This window comes from Streptomyces sp. WAC07094, from assembly GCF_036320405.1.
Taxonomy (GTDB): Bacteria; Actinomycetota; Actinomycetes; order Streptomycetales; family Streptomycetaceae; genus Streptomyces; species Streptomyces lannensis.
Genome location: NZ_JAVMJZ010000001.1, coordinates 153,648 through 168,584 on the forward strand (window position 1 = coordinate 153,648; position 14,937 = coordinate 168,584).

At 68.8% G+C, this 14,937-nt stretch carries 12 protein-coding genes; 5 read left to right on the forward strand and 7 right to left on the reverse strand.

The window, feature by feature from the left end:
* Positions 1-222: 222 nt before the first annotated feature.
* A complete protein-coding gene (locus RCR19_RS00760) occupies positions 223-840 on the forward strand; it encodes a CGNR zinc finger domain-containing protein (RefSeq protein WP_331263221.1) in 618 nt (205 codons plus the stop codon).
* Positions 841-1,501: 661 nt separating this feature from the next.
* Here the strand turns inward: RCR19_RS00760 and RCR19_RS00765 are convergent.
* From RCR19_RS00765 to RCR19_RS00790, 6 genes are all read right to left on the reverse strand, one after another.
* Positions 1,502-1,969, reverse strand: coding sequence for a hypothetical protein (locus RCR19_RS00765; protein WP_331263222.1), 468 nt, complete (start codon positions 1,967-1,969; stop codon positions 1,502-1,504).
* A 75-nt stretch (positions 1,970-2,044) separates the two neighbouring features.
* Positions 2,045-3,013: a PfkB family carbohydrate kinase gene (locus RCR19_RS00770; RefSeq protein ID WP_331263223.1), complete on the reverse strand. Its 969-nt coding sequence runs from the start codon at positions 3,011-3,013 to the stop codon at positions 2,045-2,047.
* Positions 3,010-4,488 carry a cytosine permease gene (locus tag RCR19_RS00775; RefSeq protein WP_331263224.1) on the reverse strand — a complete coding sequence of 493 codons (1,479 nt, stop codon included), beginning with the start codon at positions 4,486-4,488 and terminating at the stop codon, positions 3,010-3,012. The genes RCR19_RS00770 and RCR19_RS00775 overlap by 4 nt, the downstream gene beginning before the upstream one ends.
* 109 nt (positions 4,489-4,597) lie before the next feature.
* Positions 4,598-5,590 carry an ADP-ribosylglycohydrolase family protein gene (locus RCR19_RS00780; protein ID WP_331263225.1) on the reverse strand — a complete coding sequence of 331 codons (993 nt, stop codon included), beginning with the start codon at positions 5,588-5,590 and terminating at the stop codon, positions 4,598-4,600.
* Positions 5,587-6,306: a GntR family transcriptional regulator gene (locus RCR19_RS00785; RefSeq protein WP_331263226.1), complete on the reverse strand. Its 720-nt coding sequence runs from the start codon at positions 6,304-6,306 to the stop codon at positions 5,587-5,589. Before RCR19_RS00785 ends, RCR19_RS00780 begins: the two co-directional genes overlap by 4 nt.
* Before the next feature lie 424 nt (positions 6,307-6,730).
* Positions 6,731-7,708, reverse strand: a complete 978-nt coding sequence (locus RCR19_RS00790; protein ID WP_331263227.1) for a hypothetical protein — start codon at positions 7,706-7,708, stop codon at positions 6,731-6,733.
* A gap of 145 nt (positions 7,709-7,853) precedes the next feature.
* On the opposite strand from RCR19_RS00790, the gene RCR19_RS00795 reads away from it, so the two are divergent.
* Together RCR19_RS00795 and RCR19_RS00800 are read left to right on the forward strand one after the other, a co-directional pair.
* The gene (locus tag RCR19_RS00795; RefSeq protein WP_331263228.1) at positions 7,854-8,621 is read left to right on the forward strand and encodes a 2-phosphosulfolactate phosphatase; all 768 of its coding nucleotides are present in this window, start codon (positions 7,854-7,856) and stop codon (positions 8,619-8,621) included.
* A gap of 251 nt (positions 8,622-8,872) precedes the next feature.
* Positions 8,873-9,655 (forward strand): alpha/beta hydrolase, encoded by a 783-nt coding sequence (locus RCR19_RS00800; RefSeq protein ID WP_331263229.1) that lies wholly within the window; start codon positions 8,873-8,875, stop codon positions 9,653-9,655.
* A 233-nt stretch (positions 9,656-9,888) separates the two neighbouring features.
* On the opposite strand, the gene RCR19_RS00805 is transcribed toward RCR19_RS00800, so the two are convergent.
* Entirely contained in the window at positions 9,889-12,504 is a 2,616-nt protein-coding gene (locus RCR19_RS00805; RefSeq protein WP_331263230.1) for a PA14 domain-containing protein, read from the reverse strand.
* Between the two features lie 157 nt (positions 12,505-12,661).
* On the opposite strand from RCR19_RS00805, the gene RCR19_RS00810 reads away from it, so the two are divergent.
* Positions 12,662-13,675: a LacI family DNA-binding transcriptional regulator gene (locus RCR19_RS00810; protein ID WP_331263231.1), complete on the forward strand. Its 1,014-nt coding sequence runs from the start codon at positions 12,662-12,664 to the stop codon at positions 13,673-13,675.
* 164 nt (positions 13,676-13,839) lie between these two features.
* On the forward strand, positions 13,840-14,937 hold the full coding sequence (locus tag RCR19_RS00815) for an ABC transporter substrate-binding protein (protein WP_331263232.1): 1,098 nt from the start codon (positions 13,840-13,842) through the stop codon (positions 14,935-14,937).

Below are 14,937 nucleotides of genomic sequence, written 5' to 3' on the forward strand. Positions count from 1 at the left end.
GGCCGTGCGGGTGCGCGATGGCTATATGCGAATGACTTTTACTGATGCCGACAGCAGACGACCACCCGACGGCACACCCCAGGGCGCCACCGTCAGACGTAATGTCGTTCCGAGGTTTGCACCTCACGTCCCAGCCGTCAAGCCGCTGGATGCCATATGCGTAATGCATTAGCTCATGCCTCTGCGGCGTGGTCTACCATGGATCCCGACACAAGGAGAGTCATGACCGAACAGTCCGCGCCCACGGCACCGGAGAACGCGCCGCCGGCCCCGTTCGCCACAGCCGACCTGCTGCTGGCCTTCGTCAACACGCAGTCTCAGCCCGGGCGCGCACGCGACCTGCTCGACGATCGCACGGCGCTCTCGGAGTGGCTCGCCTCATACGCCATGGACGACGACGCGATGATCGTCACCGACGCGGACGCCGCCGCGACCCGCGAACTCCGCGGCGCCTTCACGATCGTCTTCCGCAGTCACGTCGGCTGCGAACAAGGGGCAGAACTCCTCGGCGAGGCCGAACACTTGCTCCGGAGCTACGGCCAGCGCTACCCGCTGACCCCGGTGATCGACTCCGACGGCTGCACCTTCCGGCCCTCGCACACCGGAATCGTCGGCGCCTTCGAGGCGCTGCTCGCCGCCGCCGTCGACCTTGCGGCCCGTGACGCATGGCCCCGGATGAAGATGTGCAGCTCTTCCTCCTGCTACCGCGGTTTCTACGACCGCACACGCAATTCCTCCGGACGCTACTGCAGCACCCGGTGCAGCCAGCAGGCGGCTACGCACGCCTATCGCGACCGGCAGAAGAAGAACTGCGCGACCAAGCCAACGCCGGCCGCCTGACCGTAATCGACCGTACTGGAACACCTGGCGCAGCGCCTCAACCCCGCCACGGAACGGGAACGTTCAAGCCCACGGGGGCGCACATCTGCGCGTGAGTCAGCACGCGGCAAGGGCGGCGTGGACACGCTCGCCGACACCGCGTCCAAGGAGCCGCAGACTCGGTCACTTGAACGAATGCACGGCGATCTCCGCTCCCCGTCATCGAGTGGACGGTCTCGCCGGCCACGGACGGCCAGATCCGGGCGCGACACCTTGGACGTCATGCTGCGCCAGGCGCGCTCCCTCAAGGTGCACGACTGGCTCGTGAACTACGTCGTGAAGAAGAACCGTTCTTGGCGTGGTTGGCCTGTGGTGGCTAACTCGCCTGAATCCGGACATGAGGTGGTCCGGTGATCTCGCGAACGGTCTTCGAGGTCGGGGAACAGCGTGAGCTGGTCACCTTGGCGCAGTCGGGTCTTGTCACCTCCGTTTGGCGTGCCCGCTGTCCTGGGTGGGCTCACGGTCCCACGCGTCCTCGGGACCCGCGCGGTCTGGCCGGTAGCTCTCCGCTGTCCGATCCTCTGGTCGGGAGCGGTCACACCTGGCCGTCGCCGTGCTCGGTGCCCGAGTGCGCGTCGTCCAATCGTCACGCCGGCGCCGTGATGCCGCGTGACGGTGATCTTCAGGTGCTGCTGCTGGAGTGGATGCTGCCAGTGCTGGGTGCCCCAGATCGAGGTGTAGGCGGGTCTACTGCGATCACCACAAGGCCCTGGTGGAAGGCCATGCCTCGCAGTCGTTCCCGGAAGCGGGCGGTGGGGATACCGGCCACGGTGCGGCGGAACGTCTTCCCGCGTGCGCCTCGGCCCATGGTCTCCCGGCCGACAGCGCGGGCGTCGTCGAAGCCCAGGTTCTCCACCGCGATCCCGGCGCAGCTGTGCTCCTTGGCGATGCGGATCAGCTCGGTGACCGCGGCGCGGAGCCGTCCGTCCCGTTGCGAGGCGGGGCCCGACATCTCCAGCGGCACGGTGACGGGGTCACCGACGGGGTTGCCGTGCGGGCCGAGCAGGTAGGCAGCCAGGTGATCGGCGTTCAGGTCAATACCGAGCAGGCATTCGCCGGATGCCTGGATCTCCTTGGGTGTTGGCAGCACGACAGGATCGCAGGACCACGAGGCATCCAGGTACCAGCGGTCACGCGCAGGGGCCGTTCCGAAGCAGCACAGCTCTCAGTGGCCTCCGCCGCCGAACAGCCTTTCCGTGAGGGGATGTTCACCGAGGAATTCCCCCAGCGCGGCCCGGTCGGGTGCGGTGGCGGGTCCACGGCGGCCAACCGCGTAGGCCGCCGCGGCGTTCGCGCCGTGTGCCGCAGTCAGCGGATCGTGACCCTGGCCGAGCAGGGCCAGAAACGCACCGACGTGTGCGTCGCCCGCGCCGTTGCTGTCCACCGCGTCCACCGGGAACCCCGGTACATGCGTCGCAGCCTGGCCGGGAGCAGCCAGCCAGCAGCCGTCCTTGTCCGCCCGTACGATCACACCCGCGCCCGGCGTCAGTCGTTCCCGCAGCGCCGCGGTGGCCGATCGCGGGTCCGTGTGCCCGGTCATCAGGCGCGCCTCACGTGCGTTGCAGCTCAGCCAGTCGGTGCGGGCGAGGACCGGCCCGAGAACGGACGCGGGGATGTCGGCGACCAGGGGCGCGGGGTCGAGGCAGACGGTGATGTCGGCCGGGAGTCCGGCGGTGAGACCGGACAGCAGCGGGCCGTTGCCAGGCATCACCAGTCCATAACCGGAGAGTTGCACGAGGTCGCCGGGACGCAGCCGCGTGGCGACCACGTCGACGTCCGACTGCGTCAGTGTCGCTTCCACCCCGAAGCTGGTGACGAAGGTGCGCTCGCCACCACCGTCGATCAGGGCCACGGTGAAGCCGGTGTCACCCTCCGCGCGGGCGGGCAGCAGCGTTGTGATGTCCTCGGCCGCGAGCGCCGCGCGTACGAGGTCACCGTGCGGCCCTGTGCCGTGCAGACCGGCGAAGGCCACCTCGGTGCCCAGGCGGCGGGCCGCGACCAGAGTGTTGAAACCGCCTCCGACGGTTGTTCCGCTGCGGGTGCCGATGACGTCTCCCCCGCGTTCGGGCAGCGTGGGAACCTCGATCACCAGGTCGGCGATGACATTCCCTACGAGCACCAGGCGGCTGCTCATCGTCCGGCCCTCTCAAGAGTGGGGGACGTGGATCCGTCGGCACTGCCGGCGGCTGAGCCGGTGCGACGCCCGAACAACGCGTAGATCAAGCCGCCGACGACCATGGAGATCGCCCAGCCGAGGCCGTTCACCCCGAACCAGGTATCGGAGAGCGGCCCCGCGAACCAGACGTCGGTCGTGCTCGTCGAAGCCTTGGTGAAGAGCAGTCCGGCCACGATGGCGATGGCCCAGCCGAGGACGGCGGGCAGCCGGAACCCGCCCGAGTACCAGTACCGACTGGTACGGGTGGTGTCCATCAGAGCCGCGGAGTCGTATGTGCGCCCGCGCAGTGAGTCCACTGCGATCACTCCGATCCACGCCGAGATGGGTACGGCCAGGAGGGTCAGGAAGGTCGAGAAGGGCCCGTAGAAGTCGTCGGCGATCAACATGAGGTAGATGCCGCCGGCGAACATCACGACCACATCGAGGGCGACCGCGGCGGCGCGCGGCACCCGCAGCCCCAGGGTGATCATCGTCAGCCCCGCGGAGTAGGTGGAGAGGTGGTTCGACATCAGCAGCCCGCCGAAGGCCGCGATGAGATAGGGGATCGCCATCCAGGAGGGCAGCATCGCGTTGATGGCCGCGACCGGGTCGGAGGCGGTGGCGAGCGTGGGGTCGCCGGCCGAGAGCAGCGAGCCGAGCGAGATCAACAGCACGAGCGGGATGCCCGCGCCGAACGCCGAGGCCGTGATCAGCCGGCGGCCGGGGATGGTGCGGGGGAGATAGCGGGCGTAGTCCGCACCTGCGTTGGCCCAGCCGATACCGGTACCGGCGGCGACGAAGCCGACACCCGCAATGACTCCGCTGGTCGGTCCCGCTGCGGCGTCGAGGACCTTGGACCAGTCGACGGTCGCGACCAGGAAGCCCATCACGATGAGGTTGAGGACGCCGAAGACGATCGTGGCCCACTTGTTGATCCACATGATGGTGGCGTGGCCGAGTCCGCTGATCAGCAGCGTGCAGATGATGAAGACCAGCAGACAGACGAGCGTGAGCACGGTGTTGCGGCCGACCCCGAACCCGGTGTTCAGCAGCGCCAGCAGCGCGTACGCCGCCGTGGTGGTGCTGATCGTCTCCCAGCCGACCCGGCTCAGCCAGGTGATCAGGGTCGGTCCCGCATTGCCCCTCTGTCCGAAGACCGCTCGGGAGAGGGTGAGTGCGGGCGCGCCGCCCTTCTTGCCCGCCAGGCTCAGGGCTCCCACCAGCGCGAACGAACCGAAGGCGCCGACGACGGCGACGAGGACCGCCTGCCAGATGTTGAGTCCGCGGAAGGCGACGAGGGTCGCGCCGAGTGGGAGGCCGAGGATGCTGATGTTGGCTGCGAACCAGGTCCAGAACATCTGGCTCGCCTGGCCGTGCCGCTCGTGGTCGGGGACCGGTTCGATCCCTCTTGTCTCGATGGCACCGACTCGATCGTTCGTCTTCGAAACGGCCATGACGGAACCTCCTTGCAGGATGCGGAGGGGACGGGTGGTGGGAGAAGGGGTGTGCCGGGTGAAACAGCCGGGCTCGTGATTCCCATCCGGCTACGGGTGTGCGGGCGGTTCAGCGGAGTGTGAGCAGCCGGGTGGTCAGAGGTTCCAGGTCGAGGGAGTTGACGGTGCGAAGCGTCCGCACGGCCTCTGGGGGCAGCCCCGAGAGCCCGGTGATGGACCCGGCGACCGCACCGGCGATCGCGCCGATGGTGTCGCTGTCGCCGCCGAGGTTGGAGGCGAGCAGGGCAGCTCGCCAGGGGTCGCCGCCGGCCACGGCGAGTACCGCGAACGCGGCGGGCACCGACTCCTGGCTTGCGACGCTGGTGCCGATGAGCGCGACGATCCGGTCCAGGGCCGCGGCCTCCGGGAGACCGAGGGCCAGGTCCCAGGCCCACTCGATACGGGACGCGATGTCGGCCCCGGCGACCCAGTGCCCGCGCCGCGCACCGGCCCGGGCGGCGGTCACCGCGGCTGTCACGGCGTCGTCCAGCGATCCGCCGCCGACGCCCGTGCTGACGGCGGCGGCGACGGCCGCCGCGCCCGCGATGCCGATTCCCGTGTCATGAGTGACTTGGCAGGACTCCACGACATGGTCCAGGAAGGTGTCCAACGGGTCCACGGCGAACGCGATCCCGACCGGTGTGACGCGCATGGCGGCACCGTTGGTGGTGCCGTGCTTGCCCGCCTCCTGGGTCGGGACACCACGGGCGACCGCGTCCAGGGCCGCCTTGGTGGACGGGCCGAGGAGGTCGAAGGAACCCTCGGCCTTCATCTCCTTCTCCCAGTCCAGCAGCTCATGAGCGAGCCGCAGGGGGTCGATCCTGCCACGGCCCTCGTCGAGCAGTCGGCCGACGATGACGGCCTGGTCGGTGTCGTCGGTGACCGACCCGGCCGGCATACCGGCGCTGACCGGGTTGTCGGGGCGGGCCGGCTCGAAGCCGGTGAGGGTGCCGTAGACCCGGACGACCTCCTCGCGGGACATCACCTGTGTGGGCATGCCGAGAGCGTCACCGAGGGCGAGCCCGTAGTAGGCGCCGAGGGCGCGGTCGAGTCGGTCGGTCACGGCCGGCCTCCTCGGCCCGAGCTCACGTGGAGTTCGAATCGGGCGGGGTCGAGGAGGCTGGTGACCTGTTCGACGACCGAGCCGTCGGCGGCCCGGTACACCTGGGTGAGCCGCAGGAAGGGCTCCCCGGGCGAGCGGTGAAGTGCGGCGGCCTCCGCGGCGTCGAGCCCACGAACCGACACCCGTCCCTCCCCGGAGTCGGCGACTCGACCGGCGGCGACCAGCGCGCGGCTGAGCGAGCCGCCGTCGAGGCCGCGTTCGGGCAGCCCGGCCAGTTCCTCCGTGGCCGGGACCCTGCTGTGCTCGAGGGATACGCCCTGCCCGCCGACGAGCCGCCTGACCCGGTCCAGGGCGATGAACGCCGTGGAGACAAGTCCCAGTTCGGCGGCCAGCTCCTGGTCGGTCACCTCTTCGAAGCGGAGCGTCTCGGTCGTGAGCTCGGTGTCCTGCTCGGCCAGTGCCCGGGTCCAGCCGAGACGGTTGTCGAGCGGCGTTCCGTCGAAGGTGACGAAGGAGCCGATTCCGGCGTGGGTGGAGATCAGCCCTTCCTCACCGAGAACCTGAAGTGCTTGCCGGAGGGTGGTGCGGCTGACGCCGAACCGCCGGGTGAGTGTGTATTCCCCGGGGAGTCTGCTGCCGTCGGCGTGCACCCCGGCTCTGATCTCGTCGGCGAGAACGCGGGCGATGCGATGATGCTTGTGTACCTGTCCAGGCATGTCTAGACAGTACATGTGACTGTTGCCCTGGTCTACCAGTGCGCGTGAATCTTCTTCCCGGGCGCCGAGGCGCCTGCGTCACGGCGGACCCTGACACCTGGGGCGGGGAGAGCCGGCCCGACCCACTCCCCTGACTCTCCTCAGGCCGCAGTCCCCGGACCACACGTGTCACCCCTGCACCCGCACGCCGCACGCCGCACGCCGCACGCCGCACGCCGCACGCCGCACGCCGCACGCCGCACGCCGCACCGATGATCAATCCGCTCGGTGCCGTCGGCCACCTGCGCCCCAGTGGCTCCAAGGCCACAGCAGATCGAGAAGAAGCTCGTTGCACCCGGCCCGTCGACCCGCTGTCGCGGCCGAGCCATTCTTCCGGGGCGAAGGGACCGATGCGGTGGTTGTCAGTACACCCCTGAGGTGGTGGTCAGTACGCCTCCGCCTCTGCGACCAGCTGATCGAGCGTCGCACGCAGCTCGGCGAGTTCGGCCGGGGTGGGGTCCACCGGTTCGTGCGGCACCAGTGCAGCGGGATTGATCACGGGCGTGGTGCCCTCCGGACCGGGGGCAGCCGCGGCGTGGGCAACGATCGAGGCACTGTCGGTCGGCGGGGTGGCGAGGCCGTCGCCGAGCTGTCGCAGCGCGGCCCCGACCGGCCGCAGTGGGAAGGCGAAGTCGGCCGGGAGCAGCCCTGCCTGATGGGTGTGGTTGTCACCACGGAACTCCAGGTCCCAGTTCTCCCAGCCCGGCAAGGGCCAGTTGTGTACGCCGGCCGCGGTCTGCACCGCCCAGAGCGAGACGGTTCGCGCCCCCGGGTCGAAGTGGACGCCGCCGTAGGGCATGTCCGTGAGCGGAGGGGTGGCCGGTGACACGACGATCAGGTCGATCAGGCCGGGGCCGTCTGCGAGATGCTCGACGGGCTCTCGACCGCTGCCCCAGGCGCGAACACTTCCGTCGGGCAGACGGACAGAGACGACGGACCAGGGTTCGGAGTCCTCGAGGTCCGCGTACCAGGACGGCTCGAAGGTCTCGAACCAACCTGGCGACCGGGTCAGATCCCTGCCAAGGCCCAGGTGATGGGTCAGATCGCCCATGCCGTCGTGCGCGAAACGCACGTCCCAGCCGGGCCATGTGCGGGCGAGTACGGCCCGGGCCGCGACATGGTCGGCCCAGCTGTCCGCGAAGGCGAACCAAAGCAGGGTTCGGCGGTCGTGGTCGACGAGTGCGGCACCTTCGCACCACACGTCGTCGAGCCATTCGTCGATCTCCCGGTTCGCGCGGAAGCAGCGTGTCGCCGCCGCCGGACCGGGCAGCAGATCGTCCACCACCCGGTTGGCGGCCCAGTGCGAGAAGTACCGCTTCCAGGTGCCGTTCTCGACCACCACGTACTGCGCTCGTGCTCCCATGACCGGCGAGGCTAGCGCCGCCGGTCTACGGGCGACGAACGCATTTCCGGCGACGAACCGCGCTCGTCGAGGATGGCCGGCGGCCAGGCCCACGAACACCGGACAGCCTTCCCGGCTGGTCCAAGCGATGCCAGACTCGACCGCCATGAGCGACTGGTTCCTGCAGCAGGGGTATGGAGTCCGATTCGAGTGGGGCCCCACGGGCGCCCGGCAGTTGGCGCAGGATGCCGCGTGCCTGGTGGTGGTCGACGTGCTGTCGTTCACGACGTCGGTGACCGTGGCCGTCGAGGCAGGAACCCGGGTCTTCCCCTATGCGTGGCGTGACGAGACGGCGTCCGCCTTTGCCCGAAGCAAGGCAGCGGCGCTGGCCGTAGGGCGACGAGCCGCAACTTCGAGCTCACCTTGGTCGCTGTCCCCGGCAGCACTCCGGCAAGCACCGTTCACCGCCCGGCTCGTGCTCCCCTCTCCCAACGGATCCGCCATCGCCGCGGCGGCAGGCGATTCATCGGTGGTGGCGGCCTCGCTGCGTAACGCCACAGCTGTCGGGCGATGGCTGACCCGGCGCGGCTACGGGACCGGTGATCGACCCCTCGCGGTAATCGCTGCTGGTGAGCGGTGGCCGGACGGAAGTCTGCGACCTGCGCTGGAGGACTTGCTGGGCGCCGGGGCGATCATCGCCGAACTGGAGTCGCGAGGCGCCGGCCCACTGTCCCCCGAGGCGGCTGCCGCACGGGCCTGCTTCACACACACTCCCGACGTCGCCGGTGCCGTGGCTGCCTGTTCCTCCGGTATCGAACTGGCCAGGAGCGGATTCGCCGACGATGTGGTCATCGCCACCGAGCTCAACGCGAGCGCGATCGTGCCCGTCCTCACCGACGGAGCCTTCAACCATGGCACCGGTACGGAGTCGTAGCGGAACCTGTGAGGTCTCGGCGACACCTGGCACGCGTTCGCCGGAACATGTGCGCCTGGGCGAGGAAAGAGTTGGACGGGACGCGGATCGGTCTTGTAGCGTCCTGGTCACCGTGACAGGACGCGAGGAGGTGAGACCCATGAACGCTGTATCGACGTGGGTGCTCCCGCTTTTCGTCACGGCCGGGCGATCGACATAGGTGTCGCCGGGAGTGCCTCCACAACAAGGCGCCTCCGAAAGGCAACAAACCTATGCATTCCTTGCAGTTCACTGCCGAGTCGTCGTTGGACGGCATGCTCGAGCGCGGCTTCACCGTCGGTGACATCCCCGGCGTGCTCTGGTCTCCGGTTTCGGGCGCCGATCGTGCGCCTCTGGTGCTGATGGGGCACGGCGGCGGAACCCACAAGAAGGCACCGGCCATGTCGGGCCGTGCACAGCGCCTCGTGGCCGGCTGCGGCTTCCACGTCGCGGTCATCGACGCACCGGGGCACGGCGACCGGCCGCGCACGGCACATGACGAGCAGGAGATCGCCGCCCTGTACCGGGCGAGGTCCGCGGGCGAACCGGAAGGTCCGATCGTCGTCCGCTACAACGCGCATCTGGCGGAACTCGCCGTGCCCGAGTGGCGGGCGACCCTGGACGCCCTCCAGGAGGTTCCGGAGATCGGCGCCGACGGGCCGGTCGGCTACTTCGGTATCAATATGGGCACCGCGATCGGTGTGCCGCTGGTGGCGGTCGAACCCAGGATCACGGCCGCGGTCTTCGGTCAGCACTGGCCCGATGTGCTCGCCGAGAAGGCCCGGCAGATCACCATCCCGATCGAGTTCGACATGCAGTGGGACGACGAGCACATTCCGCGCGAGGCGGGTCTTGCCCTGTTCGACGCCTTCGCCTCGAAGGAGAAGACATTGCACGCCAACGCGGGCAGGCACAAGGAGTTGCCCCGGTTCGAGGCCGACAGCGCGGTCCGCTTCTTCGCCCGGCACTTCGGCCGAACGGTCGCCTCGCCGGCCGGACGTGAATTGCTGTCCTGACGTGGGCTGTTGCGGCGTCCGGCCGTTCGGCCGGGCGTCGCATCGGCGGCGCCGAGTTCCTGAGGTGCCGCCTGTGTCCGGGCACATGGGGCCGGCTGTGGCGGCACGCTGCGCCGCATCTCGTCGGTCCGCCCGCGCCCTGACGGTGCGGGCGCGGGCGGTCCGGCTCAGTGACGGTTACGGACGGCGACGGACTGCCGTCCGACTCGGCGTCGGAAGGTTCCGCCCGGCTGTCACACGCACCCCGCCGGCACCGGCCGTGACGCATCGTCGATCAGGGCGTCCTGGGCCGCCTTCACCCGCGCGACATCGGGTTTGACCACCTTGCGGTCGTACGTCAACAGGCCGTTGAGCTCGCCCTCGACGTCCGAGATCTGTGTGTAGACCGCTCCGTTGCCGCCGCGGCACGCGAGTGCGTGGACTTCGGTCAGCTTCTGCAGGTAGTCGTCGGTGTAGGTCGTGGGGTCGACGTCGACGTACGACTGCTGCACCGACCAGGCGTGGCCGGGTATTCCGAGGCCCAGACCCCCGTACTCTCCACTGACCAGGGCCCGTTGACCGTCCGGGTGCGGTGGCAGGGCCGGGCTCGGATAGCCGTGCTCGTCCATGATGTCGCCGGCTCCGCCGTCGTTGCCGAGGTTGAGGCCCGACATGTTGTTGACCAGACGGCTGGGGTCCCACGACTTGGCCTGTGAGGCGACACGGCCGATGTCGTACTGGCCCCAGCCCTCGTTGAAGACGACCCACATGACGACTGCCGGGCTGCTGATGTGTTCGTCGATCATCTCCTTCATCTCGTGCTCGTACTCGGTGCGGGCTGCCGTGGAGGGGTTCACACCCGCGGTCATGGCCGGCATGTCCTGCCACACGAGCAGGCCCAGTCGGTCGGCCCAGTAGAACCACCGGTCGGGTTCCACCTTGATGTGCTTGCGGACGGCGTTGAAGCCCATGTTCTTGTGCATCTTCAGGTCGTACGCGAGGGCCTCGTCGCTCGGTGCGGTGTACAGGCCGTCCGGCCAGAACCCCTGGTCGAGTGTGGCCATCATGAAGACCGGTTTGCCGTTGAGGACCGTACGAGGGACGCCGTCGATCTTCTGCACCTCGATGGAGCGCATACCGAAGTAGCTGCCGACGCGGTCGGCGCCGACGCTCACTCTGAGGTCGTAGAGGAACGGGTGGTCGGGTGACCACAGGCGGGCGTGCGGGATCCGCAAGGTCAGCGGCTCGCCGGTGCGGCCGGTGGCGGTGGCCACCTTGTGCTTGCCGTCGTAGGCCGTTGCGGTGACGCTGACGCCGTCGCGTCCGCCCTGCGGTTCGACGGTCAGAGTGCCGCTGTCGACATGCGGGGTCAGCTTCAGCTGGTCGACGTGGTCGCGCGCCACGGGCTCCAGCCATACCGTCTGCCAGATTCCGGAGGTCGGGGTGTACCAGATGCCGCTGGGGTCGAGGCGCTGCTTGCCGATCGGCGGGTTCTCACCGTTCGCGGCATCCGTCGGGTCGTAGACACCGACAATGAGTTCCTGGCCGCGGCCGGGCTTGAGGGCGTCGGTGATGTCGGCACTGAACTTGTCGTAGCCACCCTTGTGTTCGGCTACCTTGGTGCCGTTGACATAGACCTCGGCCTGCCAGTCGACGGCGCCGAAGTTCAGTTGCAGCCGCTTGTTGTCGCCGATCTTCCAACCCGGGGGCACCGTGAAGGTGCGGCGGTACCACATCCGGTCCTCGTGCCGTTCCATGCCCGAGAGCTGGGATTCGACGGGGTAGGGGACGAGGATCTGCTCGGCGAGCTTGCGGCCCACGGGCGGTTTTTCGCCCGCTGTCGCCGCGGCGAACTGCCAGCTGCCGTTGAGGTTCTGCCAGGCGTCGCGAGTGAGCTGCGGGCGCGGGTACTCGCGGTGGGCGTTGGCCGGCGTGACGTCATCGGCCCATTTGGTGCGCAGCTCGTAGGTGGAACGGTTAGCGCCGCTGCTCCAGAACGCGCCGACTTCCTTGCCGTTCTTGTCGGTCAGGCCGCCTTGGCCGTCGTAGCGGACGTCCGCGAGGCCCGGCGCGGTGCCGGTCTTGTTGCCGACGACGGGTTCCTTGAGGGACACGAGCAGGGACTTGGGGTCGGCCGGGTCGAGGCGGACGGTGCCCAGTGGCCAGGTGGCTCCGCCGATGACCGCGTCGAGATGGTTGACGAGCCCGGTCGGCGGGGCGTTCAGCGCCTGTGCGAAGTCGAGTTGGAGGGTTCGGCCGTCGCGCTGGACGGTGGTGGCGATGGCGCCGTCGTAGTCGTAGCCCTCGGGCAGGAGGAACGCCGACTGCGGGATCGCGGTCTTGGTCCCGCCCGGTGGGGTCCAGCGCACGTGGAGGTTGGAGCCCCCGTAGTGCTCGAAGTACTCGACCTTGATGTCATACGCCTTGCCTGCCGTCAACTCGACCGGCTCGCCGGTCTGTTCACGGTCCCAGTCGTCGACCCAGTGGTCGATCACGAGACGGCCGTCGACCCAGAGCCGGAATCCGTTGTCTCCGATGATCGAGAACGTGGTGGGGCCCGTCTTCTCCGGCACGACGCGCCCGGTCCAGCGGACGCTGACGTCGTCCGACTGTCCGGTGGCCGAGTTCAGGCGGGACTCCAGGGACCCGAAGTCGAGTTGTGGGTCGAATCCGGTCGCCTTGAGCTGGGCGAAGTCGAAGGCTCCTGGGGCGGATTGCGTGTAGTACTCCCCCTTGAGGCCGTGGACTTCGACGGGGTCGTCCACGGGTGTCGCGGCTGAGGTGGCGGTCGGTGTCGCGGCCAGCCCTGCAATGCTCAGGGCAGCCGCGAGCAGTAAAGTCAGACGACGTCCGACTGGTCTGATGCGCACGGATCCTCCTTGACTGAGGAAGGGTGGCGGCTCACTGCTTCAGTCTGTACAACGTTGGAAGCACGGCAGTTGGCATGAGAGCACGGCTCCCGGCCGCTGTCCAGGGCCATGACAATGCTCCGAGGTCAGGAGCTCCCATCGATGCCGAGGAGATCCGTTGCGGGTCAGCCTGAAGGACGTGGCCGAAAAAGCCGGCGTCTCGATCAAGACCGTGTCCAACGTCGTGAACAACTATCCGCACGTCACGCCAGCGATGCGGGCCCGCGTCCAGCAGGCCATCGACGAACTGGGCTACCGGCCGAACCTCACCGCTCGGCACCTGCGCAAGGGCCGAACGGGCATCATCGCGCTCGCCGTCCCCGAGCTCGGCAACCCCTACTTCGCCGAGCTGGCCGGCGCGGTGATCGACGCGGCCGCCGAGCACGATTTCACGGTCCTGCTCGACCACACCCGTGGCCGGCGCGAGCAGGAGGTCCTCGTCAGCCAGGGCTTCCGGGCCCGGGTGATCGACGGGCTCATCCTCAGCCCTCTGGAGCTGGAGGCAGAGGACCTCCAGGGCCGGCCGGACGACGTGCCTCTGGTCCTGCTCGGCGAGCGGGAGTACGACGCTCCGCACGACCACATCGCCATCGACAACGTGGCCGCCGCGCGTGCCGCAGTCCGCCATCTGCTCAGCCGAGGCCGCACCCGCATCGCCTACCTCGGCGCACGTACGGACTCCGCGAACCGTCCGGCCCACCTGCGACTCGTCGGTTGGCGTGAGGAGTTGAAGACGGCAGGGGTGCCGGCCCCGGACGAGCTGGTGGTTCCGGTCGACGGCTGGGACCGGGACGACGGCGCGCGGGCCATGGCCAGGCTGCTCGACGCGGGCGTGCGGCCCGATGCCGTCTTCGCGTTCAACGACCTGATCGCGATCGGAGCGATGCGGGTGCTGCACGAGCGCGGACTGCGGGTGCCGTGGGACATCGCCGTGGCGGGATTCGACGACATCGCCGAGAGCCGGTTCGGCGCCGTGTCGCTGACCACCGTCGCGCCGGACAAACAGGCCATCGCACGCATGGCGGTCGCCTCGCTGCTGCGCAGCCTGTCCGGGCGCAGCGAGCCGGGCGGACGTGAACTCATCGCGGAATTCCGGCTGGTGGAGCGGGAGAGCACCCTCGGTCGCCGCTGACTGCCGTCCGTTCCGTTGGGCCGAGATTTCGGACGGCAGGGTTTACAGGCGCCTTCCAACGATGTAAAAACCTCCTCTGAACGACGTGCACGCCGAGTTGACCGCAAGAGCCGTCCTTCCCCGTGAGCGCTCCGAGCGCCGGGGCCACGCCGTTTGGGGTACTCATGAAGCACATCGCACCACTGCGTCGCGCCTCCGTGCGGACACTGCTCGCCACCGGCCTCGTCACCGGTCTGGCGCTCACCGCCGGATGCGCCAAGTCCGAAGACAGCTCCGGCAACGACAAGGCCTCCGCCCAGCAGGAGGATCCCGGCCAGGTTGTCGCCTCACCCAGCGGCGGTTCAGGGCCGAGCTGCACCATCGACTCCTACGGTGGCGCGAAGGTGGACCTGAAGTCCGCCACGGTCGGCTTCTCCCAGTCCGAGAAGGAGGCCAACCCCTTCCGAATCGCGGAGACGGCGTCCATCAAGGCCGAGGCCCAGAAGCGAGGCGTCAAGCTCCTCACGTCCAACGCCCAGTCGCAGTTCTCCAAGCAGATCAGCGACGTGCAGGACCTCATCGCCAAGGGCGCCGATCTGCTGGTCATCGCCCCCCTCAACTCGGACGGCTGGGAGCCGGTGCTGCGCACCGCATCCGCCAAGCACATCCCCATCGTGACGATCGATCGCAAGATCAACGCCGCCGCCTGCAAGGACTACGTGAGCTTCATCGGCTCCGATTTCGTCGAGCAGGGCCGGCGGGCCGCCGACCAGATGATCGAAGCGACCGGCGGCAAGGGAGAAGTCGCCATCCTGCTCGGCGCCGCGGGCAACAACGTCACCACCGAACGCACCAAGGGCTTCGAGGACCGCATCAAGGAGAAGGCGCCAGGACTCGAGATCGTCTTCCGGCAGACGGGCGATTTCGCCCGCGAGAAGGGCCAGTCCGTCACGGAGAACCTGATCCAGTCCAAGCCGGGGATCAAGGGCATCTACGCCGAGAACGACGAGATGGGACTGGGCGCCGTCAACGCCCTCAAGGGCGCCGGCAAGAAGCCCGGTGACGTGAAGATCGTGACGATCGACGGAACCCGCAACGCCGTTCAGAGCATCGTGGACGGCTGGATCGACGGGGTCATCGAGTCCAACCCGCGCTTCGGACCGCTGGCATTCCAGACGCTGGACACCTTCACTCAGGGTCAGGAAGTGGCGCAGGACATCGTCATCCAGGACAGCTCCTACACCGAGAGCAATGCGAAGGCCGACCTGGGCAAGGCCTACTGA

Excerpts from the sequence above, each read along its gene's own strand:
- RCR19_RS00760 (WP_331263221.1), top strand. The coding sequence starts at position 223 with ATGACCGAACAGTCCGCGCCCACGGCACCGGAGAACGCGCCGCCGGCC.
- RCR19_RS00770 (WP_331263223.1), bottom strand. The coding sequence starts at position 3,013 with ATGAGCAGCCGCCTGGTGCTCGTAGGGAATGTCATCGCCGACCTGGTG.
- RCR19_RS00775 (WP_331263224.1), bottom strand. The coding sequence starts at position 4,488 with ATGGCCGTTTCGAAGACGAACGATCGAGTCGGTGCCATCGAGACAAGA.
- RCR19_RS00785 (WP_331263226.1), bottom strand. The coding sequence starts at position 6,306 with ATGCCTGGACAGGTACACAAGCATCATCGCATCGCCCGCGTTCTCGCC.
- RCR19_RS00790 (WP_331263227.1), bottom strand. The coding sequence starts at position 7,708 with ATGGGAGCACGAGCGCAGTACGTGGTGGTCGAGAACGGCACCTGGAAG.
- RCR19_RS00795 (WP_331263228.1), top strand. The coding sequence starts at position 7,854 with ATGAGCGACTGGTTCCTGCAGCAGGGGTATGGAGTCCGATTCGAGTGG.
- RCR19_RS00800 (WP_331263229.1), top strand. The coding sequence starts at position 8,873 with ATGCATTCCTTGCAGTTCACTGCCGAGTCGTCGTTGGACGGCATGCTC.
- RCR19_RS00815 (WP_331263232.1), top strand. The coding sequence starts at position 13,840 with ATGAAGCACATCGCACCACTGCGTCGCGCCTCCGTGCGGACACTGCTC.